We start from the raw sequence: 25,977 nt of genomic DNA, 5'->3' as shown, positions 1-25,977 counted from the left end.
GCTTGCTCTTTTCTTAATTTTTGAATGCCAAATTGGTAGTATTTTTTATTTTTTTATCTGCAATTTTTTTAGTTACTATTATCCAGATTAAGCCCGAGAGCATTAGTGTTAGTGAGAGGATTTGTCCCATTGATATGTTTAAAAAGGAAAATTCAGACAAACTTTTAATTGGCTTATAGTTTATTATAAATCCAAGTTCTTTGTCTGGCTCTCTTAAATATTCAATAAAGAATCTGAAAAAAGCGTAAAGCATTACATATACACCAAAAATAAATCCATCATATTTTTTGATTTTTCTAAATAAAAACCACAGCAACAGAAAAGTTACAGGCCCTTCGAAAAATCCTTCAATAAGTTGAGAAGGTATTCTTGGGAGGTTGATTAGCAGATCATGAGGCGAAATTTCAAGCCCTACTGATGATGCAAATTCTTTTACACCCGGCATATTTGTGTTAAATGGTTCTGCATTGGGAAATATTATTCCCCCTTTCATTACTCTTCCATAAAGTTCTGCATTTGCGAAATTAGCAAGTCTTCCAAGTATGTATCCAGAAGAGAAAGCTATTGATCCATAGTCTGTTAGTTTTAGAAAATATTTTTGAACATTTGTATTTTTAAGCTTTGTATTTATTATGATTAAAGGAGCAATTATTGCCCCTAAAAAACCACCATGGATGGCCATACCTCTAAAGCCTGTAAAATTCCAATTTTGATCGAATGGCAAAAGGATTAACCAAGGATTAGAATAATAAATTCCCGATTTATCGTAAACCAAGGTAGATGCCAATCTGCCTCCTAAAATTGCTCCAAGTACAAGTGAGAACATGAATGTTTCATAATCTTCTTTTTTGATATCAATGTTGTCTGATTGTATTTGATACCAAATAAACTTGTAAGAGATTAGTATGATTAAAATATAAGATAGGCTATACCATGTAATTGGTATGCCTTGAATCACTTCAGGATGTAACCAACTTGGGTAGTTTATGTAATTTGGCATTAGACCTCCTTAGCCTTTTCAAGCTTTTCAAAAAGCTTTTTTTTAAATAACATATTTTGTTTTCTTAAGGTTTCGATTTCTCTTTTCTGAGATTTTATTATATCAATAATTTCGCTACTTTCTATTGTTTTGTTTTTTATTAACGATTCAAGGTATTCAATTTTTTCAATGTATTCTTCTTGAGCTTCTTTTAGTACAAAATCATAACTTTCATTTAAATCTTCTTCGTTTAAAAACTCAGCATCATTTGTTAAATCTTCAATTTCGATTAATTTTTTTGCAATTTTTTTTATGCTTTTAGAGGTTGGGCTTGTGGGCTTGTATATAGTGATGGGGATTTTGCTGTTTAAAGCTTGATCAACCATTTCATCTTTATAGATTGCTCCAATACTTTGTAAATTTATGCTTAAATAGTTTTTTGCCGATTTTATTATTTTTTCGGTTTTTTCAATGTCTTTGGGAGCTTTTAGCATATTAAATATCATAAAAGGACTAATTGTCTTAAACAATTTGTTAAATTTAAAATAATTTTCAGGATCTTCGCTTTCAAGCTTTAACAGCAAATTAGGTATATAAACCCTTTGAAGATCGATTGAATTTTGTTTTATTGTTATGAGAATTTCATTTCCTTTTGTTCCCCTTTTAAACACGCTTGATAACAGTCTAAATATTATATTTTTAAGAAATAAATATGCATTCATTGTGGCTGTTACTGTTGGTGTTGTTACTATTACTCCTCTTTTTGACATTAAAAAAAAGTCTATGATATTAAAAGCTGTTCCTGCTCCAAGATCAATCACTAAGTAGTCATATTTTAAAGATTTTAAATTTTTTATTATGGTTTTTTTTTGAGAAGCAGCTATATTAGCAAGTTCTGGAATGTCAGAATCTCCTGCAATGAAGTTTAGATTTTTAATTCCAGATTGAATAATAATGTCTGAGAAATTAATCTTTGTTTTTAAAAACGTCCCTATGCTTTTTTTGGGTATAATGTTTAACATTGAATGCAAATTTGATGCTCCAAGGTCAAGATCAACAAGTAATACGCTTTTTCCTTCGTTTGCCAGGCAAATTGCTATGTTTGTTGAGAAAAGGGATTTGCCAACTCCCCCCTTACCACTGGCTACAGGAATAATAATCAAACTTTACTCCGGGTTTTTTATTTTTGCTTTAATTAGTACTAATATTGTTGCATTAAATGCTAGGTAAATTACCGTAATTCCTAAAAGTATGGCCAGAGAGGTTTGGTAGACGTATACTTTAAAAGTAAATCCTAGGATAAATAATAATAATGTTAATATTATTTGGAATACTTTAGTTATTACTATGGTGCTGTGAAGAATTTTAAATTTTTCGTAGATAAAGTAATAAATTGTTAAATTGGCCATGAAAAATTCAGGTGAATATAAGATAAATGTTAACATAAACTTTATGGAGTAATTATTAATGAAAATTAATTTATTAATGGCTTGGTATAATAATGCTAAAATTAAAAGGCTTTCAAGAATTTGTAAAACAACAAGTCCTGCTCTGTAAAGGCTTTGTCTTTTTTTAGGATGTGAGTTTAACATAGTTTTAAAATATTATATTATGGAAATAAAATCAAGTTTTAATTTTTGCATTAGGAATGAATAAATGAAAAATAAATTTTTAATATGTGTATATTTTTTATTGACTTTAGGTATAAGCTCTTTAGTAATTGTTGAATCTATTTTTGCTTTTGATGAGTCTAATAATAAATTATCAAGATCAAATTATGAGCAGATGATGATTCAAGCTTTTGAATTTGTAAAAGAAAATTATGTTGATCCTGTAAGCGATGAAGTAATTTTTGAAGGTGCTTTAAAAGGAATATTTCAAGCCTTAGATGATCCTTATTCTCAATATTTGACAAAAAAGGATTTAGAAGAAATTTCAAAAACAACAGTAGGAGATTATGTTGGCATTGGAATTTCTATAATAAAAAAAATGCATTCTCAAGATAAGGACGAGGCAAAAAATCTTGATCCTAATAGCGCTTGTGTTTCTATTGTTACACCCTTTGAAGGGGGCCCGGCTTATAAGGCTGGAATTAAATCTGGAGATTGTATTACCGCTGTTGATGGCAAGAGTGTTTATTCTATGGAAGTAGATAAAGTTGTTGATCTTTTAAAAGGCAAAGAGGGCACAAAAGTGAAAGTATCTATTCTTAGGGGAAAAAATTTAACATTGAATTTTGAACTTACAAGAGAAAAGATAGAAATACAAACAATCAAGTATGATGTTATTAATTCAGATATTGGTTATATAAGAATAGTAAGCTTTAATCCACACACCTCTGTAGATTTTAGAAAAGCTTTAGATAATCTTAAGAATAAAAATATTAAATCTTTGATTTTAGATTTAAGGCTTAATACTGGGGGATATTTTCAGGCAGCTATAAAAATGGCGGATGATATTTTATCTAAAGGAATTATTGTTTCCACAAAATCAAGAAATTCTAGCAAGCCTATTGATTATAAGGCAAGTTCAAAACAAGTTTTGCCCGCAAATATAAAAATTGTTGCTTTAATAGATAGATCATCAGCCTCAGCATCAGAGGTTTTTGTAGGAGCCTTAAAAGATAATAATAGAGCCTATATTATAGGGGAAAAGTCTTATGGCAAGGGGCTTATTCAGCATGTGGTTCCTTTTTATACTGGTGGATTTAAAATTACAAGCTCAAAATATTATACTCCATCTGGAAAGAGTATTCATAAGGTTGGAATTGCGCCTGATTTGGAAATAAAATCCCCAGATTTTTCTGAGGAAGAAGCATTAATATATAAAGAAATTTTTGATAAAAAGCTAATAGAAGGCTTTTTGAAGGGTAAAAAATCCATTACAGAACAAGAGATTGATGTTTTTGTTGAAAATCTTGTCAAAGAAAATCCAAAATATAAAATTGATAAAGAATTTTTAGGCAAGTATGTGTTTTTTAATTACTATCAAGACAATAATAAAGAATTGCCAATTTATAATTTACATTATGACAAAGCTTTAAAAACAGCTTGTGAGTATTTGTCTAAATTGGGTAATTAAATTGTGAAGCAAATTGTTTTGGATGAGAGTGAGAGTTGTTTAGCAGGCGATTTTATTATTGTTAAAGATGCAAGAATATATCATCATCTTGTTAATGTAAGACGACTTAAAAAGGGCGATAAGCTTAACATTCTTTTAAAAGATAAGGAATTAAGGGTTTCAGAAATAGTAAAGATTGGTAGTAATTTTATTAAATTTACTACCAATAAAATAGATAAAATTGAAAAAAATAATTTTGAGATAGGTATTTTTATTTCTAGTTTAAAGGGTAAGAAAATAGACTTGGTGTTAAGACAGGTTGTTGAGATTGGAGTTTCAGAAATTAATATTATTAATGCAGATCGTTCTGTATCTAAAATAGATATAGGCAATGCATCTGCCAAAATTTTAAGATTTTCAAAAATAATAGATGAAGCTTTAAAGCAAAGTGGTAATAAAATTGTTCCTAAAATTAATTTTTATAATAATTTTTTTCATTTACCTTATTCTTGCACTACTAGATATTATGTTGCTCATCCAAGCGGAATGATTTTAAGCAAGAATGAAAGTTTTGACAATTTTGGCAAAATTGGAATTATAATAGGTCCTGAAGGATGCTTTTCGGAGTCAGAAATTGTCTTTTTTAAGGAGAAAGGTTTTAATTTTGTAAGGTTTAATACTCCAATTTTACGAGCAGATACGGCCATTGTTTATTCACTTGCTTATTTTAAGGCATTGTTAGGGGATTATAATGGCTAATTTAAAAGATATATATTCAAAACCAGACAGATTTTATTTTTTAGGTGTGCCTATAGATGTTTTTGATAGTCGCAGCAAGCTTATAAGCAGATTTGCCTACCTTTCGGGGCACCCTTATCATTCAATAGTAATTTTTATTGGGCTTAAAGCTTTTCTAAAGGCTTTAATTTTTAAAAAGTTTAGAAATCACATTAAAAATTCTTCTCTTGTTTTTTTAAATTCCAAGATTGTAAGATTTTTTTGTAGGATTTTTAAAAGAGTCAATATTGACTGTTATGATTCAAATACAGTTCTTCTCATTTTAATGGAAATACTAGAAAATGCCCATAAAACATGTTATATTATTGACAAGGATAAAGTGATTTCAAAGAAAAAGTTTTTAAGACTGAAAGAATCTCATAAAGAAATTAGTTTTATTGGGTATTATGATTTAAAAGCTGTAAAGAGAAATAAAGAGATGTTTTTTGCAAATATTAATAAACTTACTCCTAGTGTGATAATAAGCTTTTGTAATGATAGATATCTTGAAGATTTATTTTATGAAAATAAATTTAATATCAGAACCAATTTAAGCGTTTTTTTATGAGCTTTTAAATTATAATTATCTATATTTTATGAGGTAAGTATGGCATTTTTGCTAAATCAATCAGTAGTTTATCCAATGCACGGAGTAGGTACGATTAAGGATATTAGGACTAAAGAGTTTAATGGTGAGATTATTGATTACTATGAAATATATTTTCCATTTAATGATATGATTTTTATGGTTCCTGTTGCTAAAGTTGACGATTTTGGAATTAGAGCTTTGGTTAGCAGGGAAAAGGTAGAAGAAGTTTTTGATGTTATTAAAGAGTTTGAAGGTCAAATAGATTCAAAAAAAATAAAAGATGGTGGTCATGAATTTTATAAAAAAAGCGATATTTTAGATACAGCAAAGTTATATAAATTTTTATATAAAAAATCTACTCAAAAGGAACTGCCCTTTTACGAAAAAAGGATTTTGAATGATTTTGAGTTAATATTGGAACACGAGATTAGCTTAGCTTTGCAAATTAGCTTTGAAGAGGCTAAGAAGAAGATTAAAAATATTTTGGTCGATAACAAAAAGGCTTAAAATTTTTCAATTTTCGAGGGGGAGGATTTGCTGTGTTTGATTCGTTAAGATTGATCTTTTTAATGATTTGTAGATTTATCTTAATATTTTGCCTTTTTTCTTTAATGTTTATATGTACATTTTATTTAAAATATAAGTTTTTGTATTTTAATTTTTCTATTTTTAGCTATAGCCTTTATTACAATGCCTATATTTATTCTTTCCCTTTATCTCTTGTTGTTACTTTTATGAGAATATCTTGTTCCTTTTATGGGATAGTTTTAAAATCAGCTAGAGAGACTTCCTATTTTTATTTTATTATCTTTGTTCTTATTTTATTGTTTTCTTATTTAGGATTTTTGGTTAGTCATAGTTTTCATTCTTACTATATTAATAGTAATAGAAATGATACTTTTGTCCTTAAAGATGAGGTTGTTCATTTTTTAAATGATAAAATAATATTTTCTAGTAATAAGCCTGGATTTTATGGTTTTAATGGGGTTTTAATTGTCTCAGAGAATGATAAAGGAGATAAAGGTTTTTCTTACCAATCAAATCTTTCTGATTCTAGTAAGATTGATTTTGTTGAGAATAATTTTTTAGAGCAAAAGATTTATAATAATTTTGTTGATTTTCTTTTTGGGGATTTAAAAATTTTGAATAATTTTCTACTCTCACTCAATTATTTAAATTTAATTTTCAATATATTGGGAATTTCTTTATTGTTATTTGCATTTTCTTATGTTTTTAATCTTATTTTTTCAAATAGTTTTGCAATGTTTCTTTATCCCATTTTTATTATACTTTTTTTAAAAATTTATAATGTCTATTCGATTGAGTTTCCCAAGATTTACAATGTAATAATAGGAAAGAGCATAATCTCGGATTTTATTCCTTTTGTTTTTTGTGTTTTAACTTTCTTTTCTACCTATTTATTTGGCTTTGTTTCAGAATATATTAAAATCAGCAAAGATTTAGACAATAATTTATATAAGGGTAGTTAATTCTTAAGGCTTATGAAAAGAGAAATATATGCATTTTTGAGCAATTTTATTATTTTTCTGTGTTTTTTCCTAGGGTTGCTCTTTAGTTATTCATATTTTTTTGGAGAAAATTTTTTAGAAAAGCATAGATTAATAGCAACTTTTTTTGATTCTATGTTGCTTTTTTATAAGTATTTTTATGGATTTTTTATTTTTATTGTTTGCATTTATTTTGCTTTTTTTGCTCAGCAAGAAATAAAGATTTATTTAAAATCGTATAATGGATATTTATTTTCTAGGCTTTCTACATTTTTAATATTGTTTTTTATTATAGGCCTCTTTTTTGCTTTTATATTTAATTTAATTTTGCCACATATAATTGCTCAGAGAAATGAGTATAAGTTTAGTTACGACAGATATAATCTTCTTGAAAGTGAAGCAAATGAAATATCTCTTAAAATTAAAAATATAGATATAAGCTTGTCTGCAAATAGATTTTTTTTATCTTCTGATTTGACAGATTCAATGAAGCAAAAAAGAAAGCATCTTGAAAATTTGATTAGAATATATGATAAAATGCGAATTATTTATGTAAATAATGAAGAGCTTTTAACAAATTATTATTTAGTGAAATCTGAATATAGTAAAATTCCAAGTTATGACGTTGATTTAGAAAAGGTTAAAAAAACTTTTTCTAAATATCCTTTGCAAAGCCTTAAAAAGCAAGATTTTTTCAATATTGTCAATGAATTTATTTCTCAAAATGATTATTATACGGCGAATTACTTTGCTTATATTGCTTATGTTGCAACAAAAGATGATAATTTTGTTGCGCTTTTAAATTTGACTTTAAAGTTTATTAATGAAAACAGGAATTTCGAAAAAGAAAAAATGCAGTTGATTTCTGAAGAAAAACAAAAAAACTTTTTATATCTTAATACTGAAAAATTTAAATTAGCTTATTATGGGTTTTCAAATCTTCATAAGCTATTGCCCAATGATAATGAAATTTTGAATTATAAAAATAAATCTCTTGAAAAGCTTAGGAAAAGATATCTTTTTTTTGATGAGATTGAAAAATATTTTGAATATTACGGAATAAACGATGTATTTTTATTGCAACCAGATTCTAAGAGAGGTTTTTATGATTATATTTATATGCAAAAAGTTGTTGCCTTTAATAATCATTCTAAAATAATAAAAAATTTTGAACTTATTAGATTTAATAAGACAGGAAATGTTATATTGCATATTAAAATTCCATTTGCTACTTTGAAGGGTAATTTTGTGTATCAAAATGTTTTAGATAAAGACAATGAGCAGAGTGAAATTACTCTCACCAAAGTCCTTATGTCTACTAATAGTTTTGATACAAATGTTTTAGAGGTTGTCAGAATTAATGAAAATGTAGAAAATTTGGCTTTATTTTCAAATTTTACTGAGTTAGGATTTTTTTTAAAAATTCAAAATTTGTCAAGCGCTTTTGATAGGGTTGCTATATTAAATTTGAAATTAATTAATATTTTTTCCTTAAGTTTGCTTTTGCTGATTTCTCCTATTTTGCTAGTTTTAATGGGAGCGGTTTTTATCTCTTTGTTTTCTAAAATAGAATTTAATTTCAATTCCAAAATTATGATTTTTCTAGTTTCATTAATGATAGCTATTTTCTCAGGGATTGTTTGTCTTTTTGTAAATTATTTTCTAATTGTTTTTATCTCGCTTCTTATATATGTTTTTAATAGCGTGTACGCATCGTTAGCTATTCTTTCTGTGCTATTGTTTTTTCTTATTTTTAAAATAATTGTTGTAAATTACAAGGAAAAACATATTTAATTTTTATTTTTTTTTAGATTAAATTTAGAGAAAAACCAGTCATTTATTAGTAAGTTTTCTTTTTCAATTGTTTTTTTGCTTAATACATAAGAATGGCTATTGATTTGAGTTTCGTCAATAATAAAAGGAGATATTCCATCAATTAAATGTTTTATTTTTAAATTTAATTCTTTATAAAGAGTAAAACCATTGGCAAATCCAAAACACATATTTGATTGGGAATGATTTTTAAGTCCAATTAGGCTTATTTGGGTTTTTTTATTCAAGATCCAGTTTATAAATTTGTTAGTTAAAATAGATGTTTCTAAAATGCCAATAAAATTTGGGTTTGAGATAACAATTTCATTGTTATTGTTAATTAAATATGAAAATTTTATTTGTGATTTCTCTTGTTCGCTTAGACTATTGTAGGAGGCTATATCGCTCAATCCGGCTATTAAAAGGGATTTTTTATTAAGCAATATTTTGTTTAGCTTTAAGTAACCGTATTTATTAAAGAAATCTTTTTGCAAATCCATTTGTTTTGTATTTAAAAATGATGAGAAGTATTCTAGCATTTTTAAAATTTGATTCTCATTATAATTTAATTGATTCTTTTCAAAAGAAAATCTCACATTATTTATTTGAGAAATCACATAAAATAAATTGTCAGAAACATAAGGAGATATAAAAAATTTTCCGTCTTTAATGAAATTTTCGTATTCTTCTTTTAAATATTTAGTGTTTATGTATTTTTTAATTTGATGTGTATTTTTATAGATTAAAATAGGAATGTCAAAGCTTAATGGAATAATTTTTTGGTTAAATTGCTTGAAAATATGTTTTAAGATAGGATAATCTGGATTATAATTGATTTTTATAGATTTAAAATGGTTGGCAATATTTGTGTTGCCAATGTTTTTAGAAATAATTATTTGTGCATTTTCTTTTTCTATTGTTTGCAGATCAATGTTATTTCTAAATTTAATTATAAAATTTAGTTTATTTTCTATATTAAATTGATTTATATAAAATGGTATTGTTTTGTTGTCAGTTAGTACAACTATATTCTTATTTGTTGAACAGCTAGAGCTAATTAATAAAATTGCTGTTAGTATTGGATTTTTTATTCTCATAAAATTATTCAAATTTTTTCTTTTATTTTACAATAAATTATGTATAATTTTTATAGTTATATTAATTTTCATGTTTAATTGAAAAATAGAGTAAGGCAGCTGAAGAGTTTTTAGGGGGATGATGAATTTGGGTTTATTTGATTTTATACTTTCCATGTTTAGTATTAATAAAGAGCTTACTTCTGAGCAAATAAAGCAAAAAAGGTTAAAAGAAGTTAAAGTTAATTTAAGCAGAGTAAGTAATTTTTTTAATGCTTCAAAAATTCAGGCCTTACCTCAATTTTCTAGATTTCTTTATAACTTTTATAAAATTTTTTCTCCCTTAAGGCCATTTGCGCAAAGATATAAAAATTCTAATAAAATTGTTCATTTTGTTGTTGAAAAATATTTAAATGAAAATCAGAAGAAGTCTTTAGATTATATTTATTCTTTTTCTGCAAGTGATAACATAAATTTTGCGTCGGATCTTCCCAAAAATTTACATAATAATTTATCTTATTTGTTTAAAAATATAACTCAAGAACAAATTAAGTTGATAGATGAAACTTATGAGGCTTTGAATAATTTTTTTGATTTAGTTTTATATCAATATCATTTGGTTCTTAAAAATTTTGACAACTTGCTTCCAGAAGATGATTTTGTGTATAGACCTAGATTTAGCTCTATAGGTTGTGGAGTTATTATAGATGATCTTAAAGATTTGCTAGAATGTATTTCTTGCATTAAGAATATTTCTATTTGGAAAAATCTTTATGACATTATTTTAGAAATTTATGGGAACAAAGAAGATTTTCCTATTAAATCGAATGCCTGGATTAAGATTATTTCTTCTATTTTGGATATAAATAAGAGTAAAGAAATTTTATATCTAATAAGATATGTTAGTGGGGATCCGGATTATTTTCCTGTTTCTGTTGGGCAAAAACCTAATCCAATGGCAAGAATGTTTTTTAATGATCTTACTAAGCATGTTGCCAATGAAATTGAGAAGGTTAAAGTTTTGCAAAAAAATAGCAAATCTAAAATATTAGCCGAACAGCTTTTCCCAGGAATATCTTTTTTAAATTTGGATAATTATACTGAAAAAATGAATGAAAAGATTGTATCTAAAATTATGAGTACTACAGGTTATATTTATTGTGAGCTTTTAGTTTATTTGAAAACATATACCATTTATTTTGTTAAAAAAGAGCTTAACGATATTATTAATTTACTTATTATTAAAGGACAATGGAAGCTTATAGAGCTTTCAAGAGAAATGTCTAATGACATGCATGCTTTGATTAATATTTATGCAAGTCTTATTGATTTTGATTCTAATTTAGGAGAGCATGGTGGTTATGGTAATAGAATAAATGCATTGTTGCATAGAGCTTCTTTGGGGGATAAATCTTCAGAGAAATTATTGTTAAATATAATAGCAGATGTTAATAAAAAGGCTTTTGTTATATCAAGCGAGTATTATTCCAAAATATATGCTATTGAGCAGCGTTTGCAAGATTGTCTTTCAGACTATTCAAAAGTTTCTTTGGAAAGAGAGTTGATTTATAATTGGAAAGAGCTTGATATGGATCTTGCTAAAAGCTATGGAAACAATTCAAACTTTGGAGGTATAATGAAAAATATTTTGGGTAGTTTGGCTTTATTTTTAAAGTTAATGGATTTATATTTGGAGAAAAAATCATAAATGAAGGAGTGTAAAAATGGCTAGGAAGTGTGAAATAACGGGTAAAAAAACTATGTTTGGAAACAATGTTCCAAGGAAGGGGCTTGCCAAGAAAAAAGGTGGAGCTGGACAACATATTGGAGTAAAAACCAAAAGAACCTTTAAGGTTAATTTAATAAATAAAAAATTTTTTATTCCAAATCTTGGAAGAAGTGTTAACATCAAGGTTTCTGCTAATGCATTAAGAAGTATTTCAAAGATTGGGCTTGATGCTTTTTTAAAGAAAAACTGCAAAAGAATAGAAAACTTTTTATAAATTTTAATTTTGACAATTTTATCTTAGTAGAATACTGCTTGATATCAAGTATTCTGGTGAGTTAAATGTTATTTTTGAGTCTGTAAAGTCGAAATTTTTAAAAAGGCTTGAAATAGTCATGATTGCATTTATATTTTCTGGAAATATTTTTTTTGATTTATAGTTTTCTAGTATTAGGTTAAGATTAACCAATTCTTCTTCAAGAAGTATACGCTTTAAATTTTCTTCAAGCTTTAAGGCTTTTTTTATATTTGTAGATTTTGAAATAAAGCAAGATAGCAAAATAAATGAATTTTCTTCTTTGCTTATAAAAGGTTTTAAAAACTCACAAAATTTTAGTAAGTGCTTATTGTAAGTTTTTCCAAAAATTATTGGAATTATTTTTATATTTTCCTTGATGTTGCTAATAAAATTCAATGTAATTTCAATTTTATGGTCATTTTCGATTAATTTATCATCTATGTTAATAAAATTTAAATTTTTTAATAATTTTAATATCTGTAAGTTTACTTTAATATTTTTATTAAAAATTCTCCACACACGGTGATTGGATATATTAATTAAAGAATTGCTTTTTGCTTCAGAGATTATAAATACATTATTAGTTTGATTTGATATTATTTTTTTAAACAAACATTCATTTTTTAAAAAAAACTCATAATTTCCATAACCTGTTAGGATGGCTTTGTGAGTTTTTTTTTCTTCCAAATTAAATGATAAGCCGTTTGTCTTATTTGAATAAAATATGTTTTCAACCAGAGAGTTTCTAATTTGTTTTATATATTTCGTCCTTTGATGGCATCTTCTACTGTGTTTATTTCCATAAATTCTGTTCCTTTTTCAATATTTCTATTTGGATTGCCAGAAATAATTATTACAGTATCTTTGTCATTAACAATACTTTGTTCTTTTAGCATTTTAAGAGAAGTTACTACAAATTCAGTAGTTCTTTTAAAATTATTGTCTACAAGATTAGAATAAACTCCGTAAGATAATGCTAATTCTCTTGCCAGTCTCTCGCTATTTGTTGTAATAAATAATGGAGCACTTGCTCTGTAAGTCGCCATTATTCTTGCAGTTTTGCCCTTTAGAGAATCTACAATAATTGCTTTTACGTCTATAAGCTTTGTGGCATCAATTGCACATTTGATAATATAGTTTCTTGTGATGTTTTTATCGCAAAAAAGTTCATCCTTATATAAGGTCATTTTTCTGTGTTTTTCAACTTTTTTAGCAATACTTGTCATCATTTTTACAGCTTCAATTGGATATTTCCCGTAGGCAGTTTCTCCGGACAACATAATTGCGTCTGTGCCGTTTAAAATAGCGTTAGCTATGTCAGATACTTCTGCTCTAGTAGGTCTTGGATTTTCAATCATTGTATGAAGCATTTGGGTTGCTGTAATCACGGGTATTCCATATTTTATGCATGTTTGTGTTATTTTAAGTTGAGCAATGGGCACATCTTCTGCAGGAATTTCAACTCCCATATCTCCTCTTGCAACCATTATCCCGTAAGAGGCTTTTGCAATTTCTTCAATGTTGTCAATTCCTTCTTGATTTTCGATTTTGGATATAATTTTTACATCAGGATTTCCAGAAGCATTTAAAATTTCTTGAACATCTTGAATGTCTTTGGAGTGTCTTACAAACGAATGGGCAATAAAATCTACATTATATTTTGCCGCAAGCTCAATAAATCCTTTGTCTTTTTCGGTTACTGATTGTAGTTTAAGAGAAATTCCGGGAGTATTGATTGATTTTTTATTTTTAATTTGGCCGTCGTTTTTAATTTCACAAATTAATCGGTCAGACAATTTGTCAACAACAGTCATTTCAAGCTCACCGTCATCAATTAGCACCTTAGATCCTTGGGGTACTTCTTTAACAAATCCATCATAATTGGTTTGAAAGTTATTAGGCTCATTAATAGGAGAAGTTGAAATGATTACCTTGTCTCCAGTTTTTACAATAATAGGGTTTTCAATATTTGCTGTTCTAACTTCTGGTCCTTTTGTATCAATCATTAGAGCTATTTTATTTGAAATTTTTCTAACATTGTCTATTACTTTTATTGTATCTTCGTGTGATTGATGAGCAGTATTTAGTCTTATAACATTTACTCCCGCATCGTATAAATCTTTTATATGTTCTGGTTCGCATCTAAGATCAGATATTGTTGCTACAATTTTTGTTAACTTTGAAATCATAAAATTCTTCCTCCACTTTTATAAATTTTATGCTTTTTGTCTTTGAATAACAATATTTTGTAAAAAATTCAAAACTTTACTTTGATATAAGTAGTGTTTAGGTTTGATTTTTTAATTTTTTTATTAGATTTTCATCTAGCTTAATATGTAAATTTTTTTCTGCTTTTGGAATTACAAGGCCCAGTTTTTTGCTTTTAACCCTTCTTAAATTTTTAACCTGAGTGTAGTAAAGATCTGCCTTTTCCGATTTTTTTGCTAATTTTGTGTAAAATACGCATAAATTGCCAGCAGCCAAAAGGACATCAAGGCTAGGAGTTTTATTTTTTTGATTTTTAATAAAAACATAAGCCCCAGGACAATCTCTTGTGTGAAGCCAATAGTCATTTCCTTTAACGCAATGTCTTAAAAGTTCATCGTTTTCTTTTGCGTTTCTTCCAACGAGGATTTCAAATCCGCAATGGGTAAAATGCAAGCCTATTTTTGGCGCTTTTTCTTTTTCTTTGATAGCAGTTTTTTCTTGATTACATTCTTCTTCTGGGATGAAATTTTCGACTTTTAACATTGTTATTTTTGATTGAATTAAATTAAATTTATCTAGATTATCTTTTAATTGATTTTGTATGGTTTTAAAAGAATTTTTGCCTTTTTTATATGCTTTAAAATATTGTAAGGCATTTTCTTTTGGTGATAATGATTGGTTTAGGGATATTTTTATTATTTTCTCTTTATAATTTAAGAGGCTTATTTCTTTAATCCCTTTTTGTATTTTATTAATATTTAATAAAATCAACTCGCCTTTTTCTTTTTCTTTTTCAATGTTTTCAATCAGTTTAATTTGTTGTTTTAATGAGTTTATTCTTTTTTCTAAAACAATTAATTCTTTTTTATATTTTTCAATAAGCAATTCTTTTGTATTGGTTTTTTTAATTTGATCATTAAGCGATTCGTAGTAATTTTCAAGAAATTCAGAATAAGATTTGTAGCTTGTATTATTGTATTCTTCTTTCAGGCTCATAATTTTTTTATCAGTCATTTTATTGCTTTCATGTATTTCTTTAGCTTTTGAAAAGATTTCACCCGTTGTTTCTTTTATTTTTGGTCTTCTGTAATATGCATCTAGTATTTTAAAGTTTGAGTTTGTAGCTATTATATTTGGCGAGGATGGCCACAATTTAATAAATAAGATAATTATTTCCTTTTTAAAAATTTCAAGAGAGATGATTCTTTCATTTTTCATCTGGAAGGCTTTTATAATTTTCCCATTGTGAATTTTTGATTTTAAGAAGTCAGAAAATCTTAATTTTAAAGAAATCTTTTTGAAACTTTTTTTTGTTATATGGAATCTTGTAGTGTTTGGATTTAAAGAGATTAGTATTTTAAATTTTGTATTGTCAATCTTATTGTAAAGCTCTAAAATTAAGCTTTTGTAATCCGGTTGTATTATTTTTGTTATTAAAGAGTTTGTGAAAGGAATTTCTTTAATCAAAGTATTTATTTCAGCGTAATTCAAAGACATTTTTATCAAATCCTAATTCTTTCAAGGTGTTTATACCTAAGCTTTAAATTTTTATTTTATGTATTAAACTATTACTATTAATAATAGTTTATTTCCATGATATGTAGTATTATGGAAATAAAGTTTATTGGCAATAAATAGTTTAAATGTAGTTTTGTTAATAGCTTAAGCTTATTAATAATAAGAGTTCATAGAATGATAAAAACATTACTTTTATTAGTTTTGTATCCCGTTGCTGTGTTTGCTCAAATATCTGCAAATCAATATTTTGAGGGAATTTATGCTAAATATCAAAATATAGAGGATATGCAAGCAACAATTAATTTTACTTTAAAGGGATTAAAGCAAACGGGTGTTTTGCTTTATAAGTTTCCAGACAAGTTTATTATTGATCTAGATTCAAATAATCAGGTTTTTGTAAGCGATGGTGAATTTTTGACTGTTTATGTTCCATCTCTTGGGACTTCTTTTAATCAGCAATTAGTAAAGGGGAGTAGTGGGGGAGGTCTTATGAAAGTTTTAAATAGTGAGTATAGCGTATCTTATACCAATTCTCCAAATCTAGAAGATCTTGACTCATCTGAGCCTGGAAAATATATTAAATTAACCTTTTCTAGAAAGCTTTACAAGGGGGCTGCTACTATTAATTCTTTTATTATTGCTTTTGCTCCAGATGGAATAATTAGAAGAATTACTGCTTTTCCTACTAGTGGTGGGCGTGAAATAGTTATTGATTTAACTGCTGTGAAGTTTAATGTTGGAATTCTTGATAGCAAATTTAAATATGATCCTCCAAAGTCTTCAAATAAGGTAGATAATTTTTTATATGATATTAAAAAAAATTAAGGTTTAAATCTATGGAAGAAAATGATTTTATTAAATTTGGGAGTTATTTGAGAAAAGTTAGAAATGGTAAAAATTTGACTCTTGAAATTGTAGCCGATGATATTAAAATTTCTGTTAAGTATCTTAAAGCTCTTGAAGATTCTAATATTGAAATTTTCCCAAACGAAGTTTTGGCTGTAGGGTTTTTAAGAACTTATAGCGAATATTTAGATATTGACTCTAGATTGATATCAACACTTTTTAAGGATTATAAAAGTAGACTTAATAATAGTTATATTGGGATTAGATCTGAAGATAAAATTTCAAATTTAGGATTTTTAGGTGATAATAAAGTTTCAGACAAAAAATTGTTTTTTTTCAGTTTAGAATCTTTAAGTATTTTGAAAATCTTTTTGGGCATTGTTGGTGTTCTTTTATTATTATTTGTGTTTTTTTATTTTAGAGAAGTGAAAGTTTATTTTAAAAAATTTTTCAAGCTTAGTCAGGATGAAAAGATAATTTCAAATATTCATGAAGTGTCTTTTGATAAAAAGAATTTTTGGAATGTTTCTCTTAAAGAGGGAGATTTTTTATCTTTAACATATGGTGATGATATTGTTAAATATAGAGCATCGTTTATTAGCGATGATTTAGTTATTGTTGATGAGTCTAAAAAAAGTAAAAACATTTTAAATTTAGGAGAATTTAAAGAGATAAATCTTGATGATAATATTAGGGTCAAAATTATTTATGAAAATTATTATTATGATAAGCTGAAAATAGCTCATATAAGTTTAGAGTCTTTTGCTTTAAATGTTAAATATGTTTCTGAAACTACTATTGACAGTAGGTTTAATATTTTAAATTGGCAGTTTGATGTTAAGGGAACTGAAAAACTACCAAGTAGCGATTATCTTACTCTGTATTCTTCTCAAAAACTTTCAAATGTTGATTTAAAAATCGATTTTTTAAATGATACGTTTTTTAGATATGCCGATGAAAACAATCTTTATGGCAAGTCTCTTTTTGCATCCAAAGGTATTCCTATTAATTTAGCTTTTGATAAATCTTTGATACTATTTTTTTCAAGACTTTCTGATGTTAATATTATTATTAATGACAGAGATATTACTTCTTTTTTAAAAGAGCAGGGAAAAGAAATTTTTGCTGTTCAATTTTTTTGGGTAAAGACGCCCTCAGGGTTTGATCTTAAGGTTTCTGAAGTTTATTAATAATGGATAAAATAAAAAAATTTTTTTCTAGCTTAAATACTTCTCAGGAAAAAATTGTTTTTAGTAAAAGTAAAAATCCAATGCTTGTTTTGGCGGGGCCTGGAAGTGGTAAAACAAGAGTTATAACTGCAAAAATTGTGTATTTAATCAAACATATGAATATAGATCCTAATGAAATTTTGGCTTTAACTTTTACCAATAAAGCTGCAAACGAAATGAATGATAGGATAAATGATCTTTTAAAATTTGATAAAAAACTTCATATTCAAACTTTTCATTCTTTTGGGTCTTGGCTTTTGAGAGCTTACTATAAGGATTTTGACAAAAATTACGATTCAAATTTTACAATTTGGGATACCAATGATGTTGTTAAATTTATTAAACAAATTGATCTTGCTCCAAATCTTGAAATGGCAAAACATATTGCAGCTTTGATTTTAAAAGACAAAGAAAATTTTTTCTTAGAAAAATTTACTGAATTTACAAAAAAGGAACATGAGTATATTAAAATTTATGAGGAAGAGAAAGCCAAAAATAATGCTTTTGATTTTTCAGATCTTATTATTAAACCTATTTTAATGCTGAGGCAGTCTAAATACCTAAAAGAATCTATTCAATCCAGATTTAAAGTTATTTTTGTAGATGAATATCAAGATACAAATTATTCCCAATTTTTATTTTTGAAAGAACTTTATTTGGATGGTATGTATTTTATGGTCGTAGGAGATGAAGATCAGTCTATATATTCTTTTAGGGGGGCTAGAATTGAAAATATTCTTGAATTTGAAAAAACTTTTTGCAATGTTATTAAATTTTATTTAGTGCAAAATTATCGCTCAAATTCAAATATAGTGAGCATTGCAAATCAGGTTATTTCAAAAAATAAAAATAGGTACGAGAAAGAAATAACAACTCAAAATAGTTCTTATAAAAGGATGAAATTTTTAGTTTTTCAAAGCACCTCAGATGAAGCTGAATATTTTTCTAATTTGCTTATTTCCAACGATATTCAGACAGCAATACTTTATAGATTTAATTCTCAATCTTTTCATTTTGAAACATCTTTTTTAAAGAAAAATATTCCATACAAGGTTTTAGGATCAATTAAATTTTATGATAGAGAGGAAATAAAAGATATTATTTGTTTGCTTAGGCTTTTTATAAATAAGAGGGATAAAATATCTTTTTTGAGAATGATAAACAAGCCTTCTAGAGGAATTGGAAAAACTACTCTAGACAAAATAATTAGTGCTTTAAATGATGAAGATGTTAATTTTAATTTGTTTTCTGCAAGTAAAAAGACTTTAAGTTTGTTTAAAAATAGAGTCAAAGAGTCTCTTTTATTGTTTTTAAATGTTTATGATGAACTGAGCAAAAAACTTTTTGAAGATAATTATATTAATTTATCTGCTTTTATTGAGGATGTTGTAATTAAGTTTGGCCTTTTAGATTATTATAAAAAATTTGATAAGGACGAAAAATTAAGAAATATTGATGAACTTGTTAATAGTGGAATTGAATATTCAGGCACATTTGAAGGTCTTGCTATATTTTTAGAAAATTCTTCACTTTCTCCTTTGATTTCTGGAGATTTTAAGTCCAATATACTTTTGTCTTCAATTCATGGTGTTAAGGGGCTTGAATTTGACAGAGTTGTGATTTCTGGGCTTGAGAAAGGTCTTTTGCCTGCTGAAATTGATGAATTAACAGAAGATAGGCTTGAAGAGGAGAGGAGGCTTTTTTATGTTGCAATCACAAGAGCTAAATCAGAGCTTATTGTTACCTTAAATTTAAGGCGAGCTTTTAGAGGTTCTTATAAGGGCACTTTGCCCTCCGTTTTTTTCCAAGATATTGATAAAAATTCTTATGACATTACTTTTATTCCTGAGTATTTAAAAGAGAATTTTAATAATTTTTTTATTGACAACAAAAGGGATATTAGATTTAATATTGGAGACTATATAATTTATAATGGAGAAAAGGGAATAGTTGTTGATAGTTGGTACCAAAGCAACTTGCAGTTTGTTAAAATTAGTTTGAGAAATGGTAAGAAAGCTATTTTGAGTCCTGAGTATATTAAAAAAATTATCAAAGTTTAGGGGTTTATTTTGAAAGATATACATTTAGAAAATAGTTTAAAATTAAGCTTAGTGACACTTAGTAGGGAGAGTGAAGATAAATTTATTTCAAAATTTGAGAAAGTTATTAAATTAGTTAATGAAATTTCAAATTTTGAGGTTCAAATTAATTTTGATGCAAATAAGAAAAAGATTTCTACGTTGCGCGAGGATAAAGTAAGATTTTCTCTTTCTATTGAATCAATTAAAAAGCTTAGTAATTCGTTTTTAGATGGATATTTTTCATCTCCTAAAATATTAGAATAGGGTAAGGTATTGGACTTAAGCAATTTAACTTTAACCAAAATTCAAGAATTAGTTTTAACTAGAAAATGTAAAATTTATGATATTTTGCTTGCTTATAAAAATAATTATGAATTAAATAAAGATATCAATGGATATATTGAATTTTTTGATGATTCTTTAGAGATTGCAAAAAAGTATGACGATTGTTTAAAAAATTGTGAATTAGAAGATTTGCCTTTAATTGGCATGCTTATTGCGGTCAAAGATAATATTTCAATTCAAGATAAATCTTTAACTTGTGCTTCTGAGATTTTAAAAGGCTATATTTCTCCTTATGATGCGACTGTGATTAAAAGGCTTAAGAAGAAAGGAGCAATTTTAATTGGTAGAACCAATATGGATGAATTTGCCATGGGTTCTACCGGTGAATTTTCTTATTATGGTGCAACCTTAAATCCTTTAAATAGAGAATATGTCATAGGTGGTAGTTCCGGGGGTTCTGCAGCTGTAGTTGCAGCTTTTCAAGCGCCTTTTTCGCTTGGTAGTGATACTGGAGGTTCTGTCAGGCTTCCTGCATCTTTTTCAGGAATTTTGGGTTTCAAGCCTTCTTATGGAGGTCTTTCTCGTTATGGGCTTGCATCTTATGCTTCTTCTTTTGACCAAATAGGATTTTTTTCTCATTCTATTGAAGATATTGCTTTGATTTTAAAGCATACTTGCGGATTTGATAAAATGGATTCTACTAGCGTAGACATCTTTGATGATTTTTATCCTTTAAAAATTGAGTCGTTGCAAGGTAAAAATTTAGTTGTAATCAAAGAACTTGGCGAGGATCTAATGGATAAAAATGTTGCAAGTAGTTTTGCCAAATTTAAATTAGACCTTTTGTCAAAAGGTGTTAATATAAAAGAAGTTTCAATAGAAGAGATTAATTTTATTCTATCAATTTATTATACAATTTCTCCTGTTGAAGCGTCCTCCAATCTTGCTCGTTATACTGCGCTTTGTTACGGAAAGAGAATCTCTGAAAGTTTGAGTCTTAATGATTTTTATTTTAAACATAGGAGCAATTTTTTATCAGAAGAAGTTAAAAGGCGGATTGTTCTTGGAAATTATTTATTATCGGAAGGGTATGATGTTAAATATTATTCAAAGGCTTGTGAAATTCTTCAAAATGTGATTATTCCTAAATTTAACAAGCTTTTTGAAAGCTGTGATTTTATTATTACTCCAACAAGCTTTGTTAAACCTTTTAAAGTCGGCTTGGATTTTGATGATCCTGTTAAAATGTATTATTCAGACATTTGTACTGTGATTGCAAATCTTATTGGAGCTCCGGCTATTTCGCTTCCGTATTCTAAGGATGAGGAAGGATTGTCGATCGGAATGCAAATTATTGGGTGCAGCAAGAAAGATTTTGAACTTTTAAGTTTTTCAAAAAATGTGATTAGGGAATTAGGATTGAATGGAATATAAATTAGTTATTGGATTAGAAATTCATATTCAGTTAGGTTTGAAAACAAAGGCTTTTTGTGGATGTAAGAATGAGTTTGGAGGAGTTCCCAATTCTCGTGTTTGTCCAATTTGCCTTGGGCTTCCTGGTTCATTGCCAAGTGTGAATGTAGAGCTTATTAATAGTGCAATTCTAGCAGGGCATGCCACAAATTCAAAAATTAGAAATATTGTTAAATTTGATAGAAAGCATTATTATTATCCAGATTTGCCAAAAGGATATCAAATCTCGCAAAATGATAAGCCAATTTGTGAGGGGGGAAGCTTATTAATTGAAGCCTCTTTTGGGCTTAAAAAGATTAATATTATTAGAATTCATATGGAAGAAGATTCTGGCAAGAGTTTGCATTTATTGGATAGTGAGAATCAAAGTTATGTTGATTTTAATCGTTCGGGTGCTCCTTTGCTTGAAATTGTTTCTGCTCCAGATATTAGCAGTGGGGACGAAGCAGTTGCTTTTCTAAGTTCTTTAAGAGAAATTTTTAGGTATCTTGATTTGTCCGAATGTAATATGGAGAATGGCTCTTTTAGATGTGATGTAAATGTTAATTTAATTGTTAAAGAGGATGATTTTGAATATAAAACTCCTATAGCTGAAATAAAGAATTTAAATTCTTTTAAGTCTATTAAATCTGCCATTGAATATGAAGAATTAAGGCAGCAACAGGAGTGGGTTCAATTTAGGAAAACCCTTGATAGTTGTGGTAAGCACACTAGAGGATTTGATGATAAGAGTGGGACAACAGTTATTCAAAGAAATAAAGAGACAGTATCTGATTATCGCTATTTCCAAGAACCCGATCTACCTTTAATAGAGATTGATGATACTTATATTGATAATATTAAAAATTTAAAGTTAATTGAACTTCCATTTGATGCAAGAGTTAGGCTTAAAGATCAATATGGGCTAAGTGATTTTGATGTTATTACTTTAACAGCAGATAAGCACCTGCTTAAATACTTTGAAGAGGCTGTTATTAATGCAAGTGAGCCTAAAAAAGTAGCCAATTGGATATTGTCTGAAGTTTTAAGCGTTCTTAATGATAAAGGAATTAGTGTTCTTGAATTTAATTTACTTCCAAACTATATTACAGAGCTTGTTGAATTTATTGTTGCTGGCAAAATAAGTGGCAAAATGGCAAAAAGGGTGTTTTCAGAGATGATGACTAGGGGAGTTTCTGCTTCTGTTGTTATAAGTGAAAATCAATTAGAGCAAGTAAGTGATAAATTTGTTATTAAACAGATTGTGCTTAAAGTTTTAGATGAAAATCCTAAATCAATTGAGCTTTACAAAAAGGGTAAAGATCATGCTATCAAATTTATGATGGGGCAAATAATGAAAAAATCTTCAGGAAAGATTAATCCTATACTTGCAAATGAAATTCTTTTAGAAAGTTTATCAAATGTATGATTTGCCTTTAATAGACAATTTGCCAGTGATTAAAAGGGCAAGATTTTTTTATCTTTATGATATTCATGGTAAGAGATATTTGGATTTATATTTAAATGGTGGTAAAAATTTTTTAGGTTATAGAGTTCAGGGCTTAAATCGACTTTTTAAACAAACTATGTCAAGGGGTTTGATATCTCCTTATCCCTCTGTTTTTAAAAATCAATTTGTCAATTTGGTATTTACCTTTTTTAAAGAGGCTGGGTCTGTTTATATTTTTAGGCTAGAAAAAGATGCAAAAGAATTTTTATTATCTTTAACTGGTAAAAATAAATTTTTTATGCCTTGGGAAAAAGAAGATGGAATATATGAGTTTAGAGTAGGATTTAGAAATATTAAGTATCCTATGATTTTCAATATTCCTTTGCCTGATTTTATGTCTGTTAGCATTGTTGTTATGGATAACCTTTCTAGAAAAATAGAATTTAAAGATAATTTTGATGCTGTGACTTTATCTTTAGCTAGACATACATTAAGCAAGCTTTTATTTTATAGGAAAAATATCGATGTTGATTTTAATTCTTTTGCTACATCTTTGTTTAGAGTAACTGATAGGTATATGTTTCCTCTTTATGATGCTTGTTATCATACTGAAATTTTTAATGAATTTCTCAAATTTGGTTATTTAATTAGTCCAAATTTTAGTATTCCATCTATTATTCCTTTGAAATTTTCTAAAGGAGATCTGGATAATTTTAAAAAAATTTGTTTTGCTCTTAAAAATAAGTTTATTGATGGACTTGACAGTGATCCTTACAAATAATACAATGAATGAGATTTATGCATAAAATTATAGTAAGGGTAATGTGCTATTATGAATAAAATAACCAATAATGTTACGATTTGGATCAAGCCAAAGACTGTTGAGAAAAAATGGTATTTAATTGATGCAGCAGATAGAATTTTAGGTAAAGTTGCTGTGGATGTTGTTAAAATTTTAAGAGGGAAACATAAAGCTTATTATACTCCCCATCAAGATTTAGGTGACAATGTTATTATTATTAATGCTTCTAAGGTTAGGCTTACGGGGAAAAAATATCAACAAAAACTTTATTATAGGCATTCAAGATATCCCGGGGGTCTTTATTCTGATACTTTTAGAACATTATCAGAGAGAAAGCCTTGTGCACCTCTTGAGATTGCTATTAAGGGCATGTTGCCAAAAGGTCCTTTGGGGCGCAATCTTTTTAGAAATTTAAAAGTCTTTCCTGGTTCAGAGCATACTCTTAAAGCTCAAAATCCTATAAAGCTGGAAGCTAATTTAGAGAGGTAAAATGAAAAAATCAAATTTTAGCAATGTTAATTTATCAATGGGAACTGGTAGGAGGAAATCTTCTGTTGCTAGAGTTTACATTAGAGAGGGTAGTGGCAATATTAAAGTAAATAATAGAGACTTTGACTCTTACATCCAACTTGAAAATTTAAGAACAATGGTTCTATCGCCTTTGGTTTTGACAAATACACTTGGAAAATATGATCTTTATATTAATGTTTATGGGGGAGGGATTTCAGGTCAATCAGGGGCAATAAGGCACGGCATTTCAAGAGCTCTTTTTGAACTTGATGAATCTAATAAGATGATTTTGAGATCTAATGGGTTTTTAACAAGAGATTCAAGGAAGGTTGAACGTAAAAAATTTGGACAGAAAAAAGCACGAAAAAGTTTCCAATTCTCTAAAAGATAATTTTATTTTTTATACATTTTACATTTTTATTTAATTAAAAAAAATCCCTTTACAGGGATTTTTTTTATATTTGTTTAATAGAATAAAAGACGCTTTTACCGTGGTATTCAGCAATTGTTTCCAATTCTTCTTCTATTCTTATGAGTTGATTATATTTTGCTATTCTGTCTGTTCTTGAGAGTGAACCGGTTTTGATTTGTCCTGTTCCAAGAGCCACTACAAGATCAGCTATTGTTGTATCTTCTGTTTCTCCTGATCTGTGGGAGACTATTGCTGTGTAACCTGCTTTTTTAGCCATTTCCACAGCTTCAAATGTTTCTGTTAGTGTTCCAATTTGATTGACCTTAATAAGGATTGAATTAGCAACTCCCATTTCAATTCCTTTTTTAAGAAACGAGGTGTTTGTTACAAACAAATCATCTCCAACAAGTTGTATTTTGTTTCCAATTTTGTCTGTAAGTTTTTTCCATCCATCCCAATCTTCTTCAGCCATGCCATCTTCAATTGAAATAATTGGATATTTTTCTACCCATTTTGACCAATATTCAACCATCTGTTCGGAAGTAAGTTCTTCTTTTGTTGACCATTTAAGTACATATTTTTTTGTTTTTGGATCATAAAGCTCGGATGTTGCTGGATCAAGAGCTATTGCAATGTCTTTCCCAGGCTCATATCCCGCTTTCTTTATTGCCTCTATAATCACTTCACAAGCTTCTTCATTTGATTTCAAATTTGGAGCAAATCCCCCTTCATCTCCAACAGAAGTTGCATATCCTTTGCTGCTTAGAATGCCCTTTAGCGTATGAAAAACTTCTGCTGCCATTCTTATTGCGTCACTAAAAGTTTTCGCTCCTACTGGCATTATCATGAACTCCTGAAAGTCAACAGAGTTGTCTGAGTGTGCACCACCATTAATAATATTACACATAGGTGTAGGCAAAATGTTAGCTTTGTACGCTCCAAGATATTGATAAGGCTTAAGTCCAAGATATTTTGCAGCAGCTTTGGCTGTAGCCATTGAAACTGCTAAGATTGCATTAGCGCCAAGTTTTTCTTTTGTAGGGGTGCCATCAAGTTCAAGCATTTTTCTGTCGATTGCAACCTGATTTAAGGCGCTCATGCCTTCAAGTTCTGGGGCAATTATGTTTTTTATATTTTCAATTGCTTTTAAAACCCCTTTCCCCATATATACAGACTTATCTCCATCTCTAAGCTCAACAGCCTCGTTAATTCCTGTTGATGCACCTGATGGTACGGCAGCTCTTCCGCAAGTTCCATCTTCTAAAATGACATCAGCTTCAACTGTTGGATTCCCTCTAGAATCAATAATTTGTCTGGCTTTGATTTCATAAATGTGAAAACCCATTTTTTATACTCCTT

Annotated in this window: 25 protein-coding genes; 17 read left to right on the top strand and 8 right to left on the bottom strand. The window is 27.7% G+C overall.

Annotated features, from left to right (window positions below):
• Window positions 1-13 precede the first annotated feature (13 nt).
• The 3 genes from lgt to BBIDN127_RS07980 are packed head-to-tail and all read right to left on the bottom strand — an operon-like array spanning window position 14 to window position 2,571.
• Window positions 14-1,000 carry a prolipoprotein diacylglyceryl transferase gene (gene lgt, locus BBIDN127_RS01760; protein ID WP_014023601.1) on the bottom strand — a complete coding sequence of 329 codons (987 nt, stop codon included), beginning with the start codon at window positions 998-1,000 and terminating at the stop codon, window positions 14-16.
• Complete coding sequence (locus tag BBIDN127_RS01755; protein WP_014023600.1) at window positions 1,000-2,142, bottom strand: MinD/ParA family protein; 1,143 nt, start codon at window positions 2,140-2,142, stop codon at window positions 1,000-1,002. Before BBIDN127_RS01755 ends, lgt begins: the two co-directional genes overlap by 1 nt.
• Before the next feature lie 3 nt (window positions 2,143-2,145).
• Window positions 2,146-2,571: a hypothetical protein gene (locus tag BBIDN127_RS07980; protein WP_071983337.1), complete on the bottom strand. Its 426-nt coding sequence runs from the start codon at window positions 2,569-2,571 to the stop codon at window positions 2,146-2,148.
• Window positions 2,572-2,635: 64 nt separating this feature from the next.
• Between BBIDN127_RS07980 and BBIDN127_RS01750 the strand changes: the two genes are divergently transcribed.
• The 6 genes from BBIDN127_RS01750 to BBIDN127_RS01725 are packed head-to-tail and all read left to right on the top strand — an operon-like array spanning window position 2,636 to window position 8,707.
• Window positions 2,636-4,060, top strand: coding sequence for a S41 family peptidase (locus BBIDN127_RS01750; protein ID WP_014023599.1), 1,425 nt, complete (start codon window positions 2,636-2,638; stop codon window positions 4,058-4,060).
• Between the two features lie 3 nt (window positions 4,061-4,063).
• A complete protein-coding gene (locus BBIDN127_RS01745; protein WP_044054952.1) occupies window positions 4,064-4,798 on the top strand; it encodes a 16S rRNA (uracil(1498)-N(3))-methyltransferase in 735 nt (244 codons plus the stop codon).
• Window positions 4,791-5,384 (top strand): hypothetical protein, encoded by a 594-nt coding sequence (locus tag BBIDN127_RS01740; RefSeq protein WP_014023597.1) that lies wholly within the window; start codon window positions 4,791-4,793, stop codon window positions 5,382-5,384. Before BBIDN127_RS01745 ends, BBIDN127_RS01740 begins: the two co-directional genes overlap by 8 nt.
• A 39-nt stretch (window positions 5,385-5,423) precedes the next feature.
• Entirely contained in the window at window positions 5,424-5,912 is a 489-nt protein-coding gene (locus tag BBIDN127_RS01735) for a CarD family transcriptional regulator (protein ID WP_014023596.1), read from the top strand.
• A 32-nt stretch (window positions 5,913-5,944) separates the two neighbouring features.
• The gene (locus tag BBIDN127_RS01730) at window positions 5,945-6,895 is read left to right on the top strand and encodes a hypothetical protein (RefSeq protein ID WP_014023595.1); all 951 of its coding nucleotides are present in this window, start codon (window positions 5,945-5,947) and stop codon (window positions 6,893-6,895) included.
• A 12-nt stretch (window positions 6,896-6,907) separates the two neighbouring features.
• Window positions 6,908-8,707 carry a hypothetical protein gene (locus BBIDN127_RS01725; protein ID WP_014023594.1) on the top strand — a complete coding sequence of 600 codons (1,800 nt, stop codon included), beginning with the start codon at window positions 6,908-6,910 and terminating at the stop codon, window positions 8,705-8,707.
• On the opposite strand, the gene BBIDN127_RS01720 is transcribed toward BBIDN127_RS01725, so the two are convergent.
• Complete coding sequence (locus BBIDN127_RS01720; RefSeq protein WP_014023593.1) at window positions 8,704-9,834, bottom strand: hypothetical protein; 1,131 nt, start codon at window positions 9,832-9,834, stop codon at window positions 8,704-8,706. The genes BBIDN127_RS01725 and BBIDN127_RS01720 overlap by 4 nt on opposite strands.
• 109 nt (window positions 9,835-9,943) lie before the next feature.
• Here BBIDN127_RS01720 and BBIDN127_RS01715 point away from each other — a divergent pair, with 109 nt between their 5' ends.
• Window positions 9,944-11,509 (top strand): hypothetical protein, encoded by a 1,566-nt coding sequence (locus BBIDN127_RS01715; protein ID WP_014023592.1) that lies wholly within the window; start codon window positions 9,944-9,946, stop codon window positions 11,507-11,509.
• 16 nt (window positions 11,510-11,525) lie between these two features.
• Window positions 11,526-11,804 carry a 50S ribosomal protein L28 gene (gene rpmB, locus BBIDN127_RS01710; protein WP_014023591.1) on the top strand — a complete coding sequence of 93 codons (279 nt, stop codon included), beginning with the start codon at window positions 11,526-11,528 and terminating at the stop codon, window positions 11,802-11,804.
• An 18-nt stretch (window positions 11,805-11,822) separates the two neighbouring features.
• On the opposite strand, the gene amrB is transcribed toward rpmB, so the two are convergent.
• The 3 genes from amrB to BBIDN127_RS01695 all read right to left on the bottom strand — a co-directional run bounded on the left by amrB (window position 11,823) and on the right by BBIDN127_RS01695 (window position 15,530).
• Window positions 11,823-12,563, bottom strand: a complete 741-nt coding sequence (gene amrB / locus BBIDN127_RS01705) for an AmmeMemoRadiSam system protein B (protein WP_044054951.1) — start codon at window positions 12,561-12,563, stop codon at window positions 11,823-11,825.
• Between the two features lie 17 nt (window positions 12,564-12,580).
• Entirely contained in the window at window positions 12,581-14,014 is a 1,434-nt protein-coding gene (gene pyk, locus BBIDN127_RS01700) for a pyruvate kinase (RefSeq protein WP_014023589.1), read from the bottom strand.
• 97 nt (window positions 14,015-14,111) lie between these two features.
• Entirely contained in the window at window positions 14,112-15,530 is a 1,419-nt protein-coding gene (locus tag BBIDN127_RS01695; protein ID WP_014023588.1) for an NFACT RNA binding domain-containing protein, read from the bottom strand.
• 195 nt (window positions 15,531-15,725) lie between these two features.
• Here BBIDN127_RS01695 and BBIDN127_RS01690 point away from each other — a divergent pair, with 195 nt between their 5' ends.
• From BBIDN127_RS01690 to rpsI, 9 genes are read left to right on the top strand one after another with little or no spacing between them, the layout of a single operon-like run.
• Window positions 15,726-16,376, top strand: coding sequence for a LolA family protein (locus BBIDN127_RS01690; RefSeq protein ID WP_014023587.1), 651 nt, complete (start codon window positions 15,726-15,728; stop codon window positions 16,374-16,376).
• Window positions 16,377-16,387: 11 nt separating this feature from the next.
• On the top strand, window positions 16,388-17,587 hold the full coding sequence (locus tag BBIDN127_RS01685) for a BB_0345 family helix-turn-helix protein (protein ID WP_014023586.1): 1,200 nt from the start codon (window positions 16,388-16,390) through the stop codon (window positions 17,585-17,587).
• Window positions 17,588-17,589: 2 nt separating this feature from the next.
• Complete coding sequence (locus BBIDN127_RS01680; RefSeq protein ID WP_014023585.1) at window positions 17,590-19,686, top strand: ATP-dependent helicase; 2,097 nt, start codon at window positions 17,590-17,592, stop codon at window positions 19,684-19,686.
• Between the two features lie 9 nt (window positions 19,687-19,695).
• Window positions 19,696-19,971 (top strand): Asp-tRNA(Asn)/Glu-tRNA(Gln) amidotransferase subunit GatC, encoded by a 276-nt coding sequence (gene gatC, locus BBIDN127_RS01675; RefSeq protein ID WP_014023584.1) that lies wholly within the window; start codon window positions 19,696-19,698, stop codon window positions 19,969-19,971.
• A gap of 9 nt (window positions 19,972-19,980) precedes the next feature.
• On the top strand, window positions 19,981-21,426 hold the full coding sequence (gatA, locus tag BBIDN127_RS01670; RefSeq protein WP_014023583.1) for an Asp-tRNA(Asn)/Glu-tRNA(Gln) amidotransferase subunit GatA: 1,446 nt from the start codon (window positions 19,981-19,983) through the stop codon (window positions 21,424-21,426).
• Window positions 21,416-22,873: an Asp-tRNA(Asn)/Glu-tRNA(Gln) amidotransferase subunit GatB gene (gene gatB / locus BBIDN127_RS01665; protein WP_044054950.1), complete on the top strand. Its 1,458-nt coding sequence runs from the start codon at window positions 21,416-21,418 to the stop codon at window positions 22,871-22,873. Before gatA ends, gatB begins: the two co-directional genes overlap by 11 nt.
• Complete coding sequence (locus tag BBIDN127_RS01660; protein ID WP_014023581.1) at window positions 22,866-23,675, top strand: hypothetical protein; 810 nt, start codon at window positions 22,866-22,868, stop codon at window positions 23,673-23,675. Before gatB ends, BBIDN127_RS01660 begins: the two co-directional genes overlap by 8 nt.
• 51 nt (window positions 23,676-23,726) lie before the next feature.
• Complete coding sequence (rplM, locus tag BBIDN127_RS01655) at window positions 23,727-24,185, top strand: 50S ribosomal protein L13 (protein ID WP_014023580.1); 459 nt, start codon at window positions 23,727-23,729, stop codon at window positions 24,183-24,185.
• A gap of 1 nt (window position 24,186) precedes the next feature.
• Window positions 24,187-24,597 carry a 30S ribosomal protein S9 gene (gene rpsI / locus BBIDN127_RS01650; protein ID WP_014023579.1) on the top strand — a complete coding sequence of 137 codons (411 nt, stop codon included), beginning with the start codon at window positions 24,187-24,189 and terminating at the stop codon, window positions 24,595-24,597.
• 64 nt (window positions 24,598-24,661) lie between these two features.
• Here rpsI and eno read toward each other — a convergent pair whose 3' ends face one another.
• Complete coding sequence (gene eno, locus BBIDN127_RS01645) at window positions 24,662-25,963, bottom strand: phosphopyruvate hydratase (RefSeq protein ID WP_014023578.1); 1,302 nt, start codon at window positions 25,961-25,963, stop codon at window positions 24,662-24,664.
• Window positions 25,964-25,977 lie beyond the last annotated feature (14 nt).

The sequence above is a fragment of the Borreliella bissettiae DN127 genome (assembly GCF_000222305.1).
GTDB classification, from domain to species: Bacteria; Spirochaetota; Spirochaetia; order Borreliales; family Borreliaceae; genus Borreliella; species Borreliella carolinensis.
This window is presented reverse-complemented; position numbering and strand designations above follow the sequence as displayed.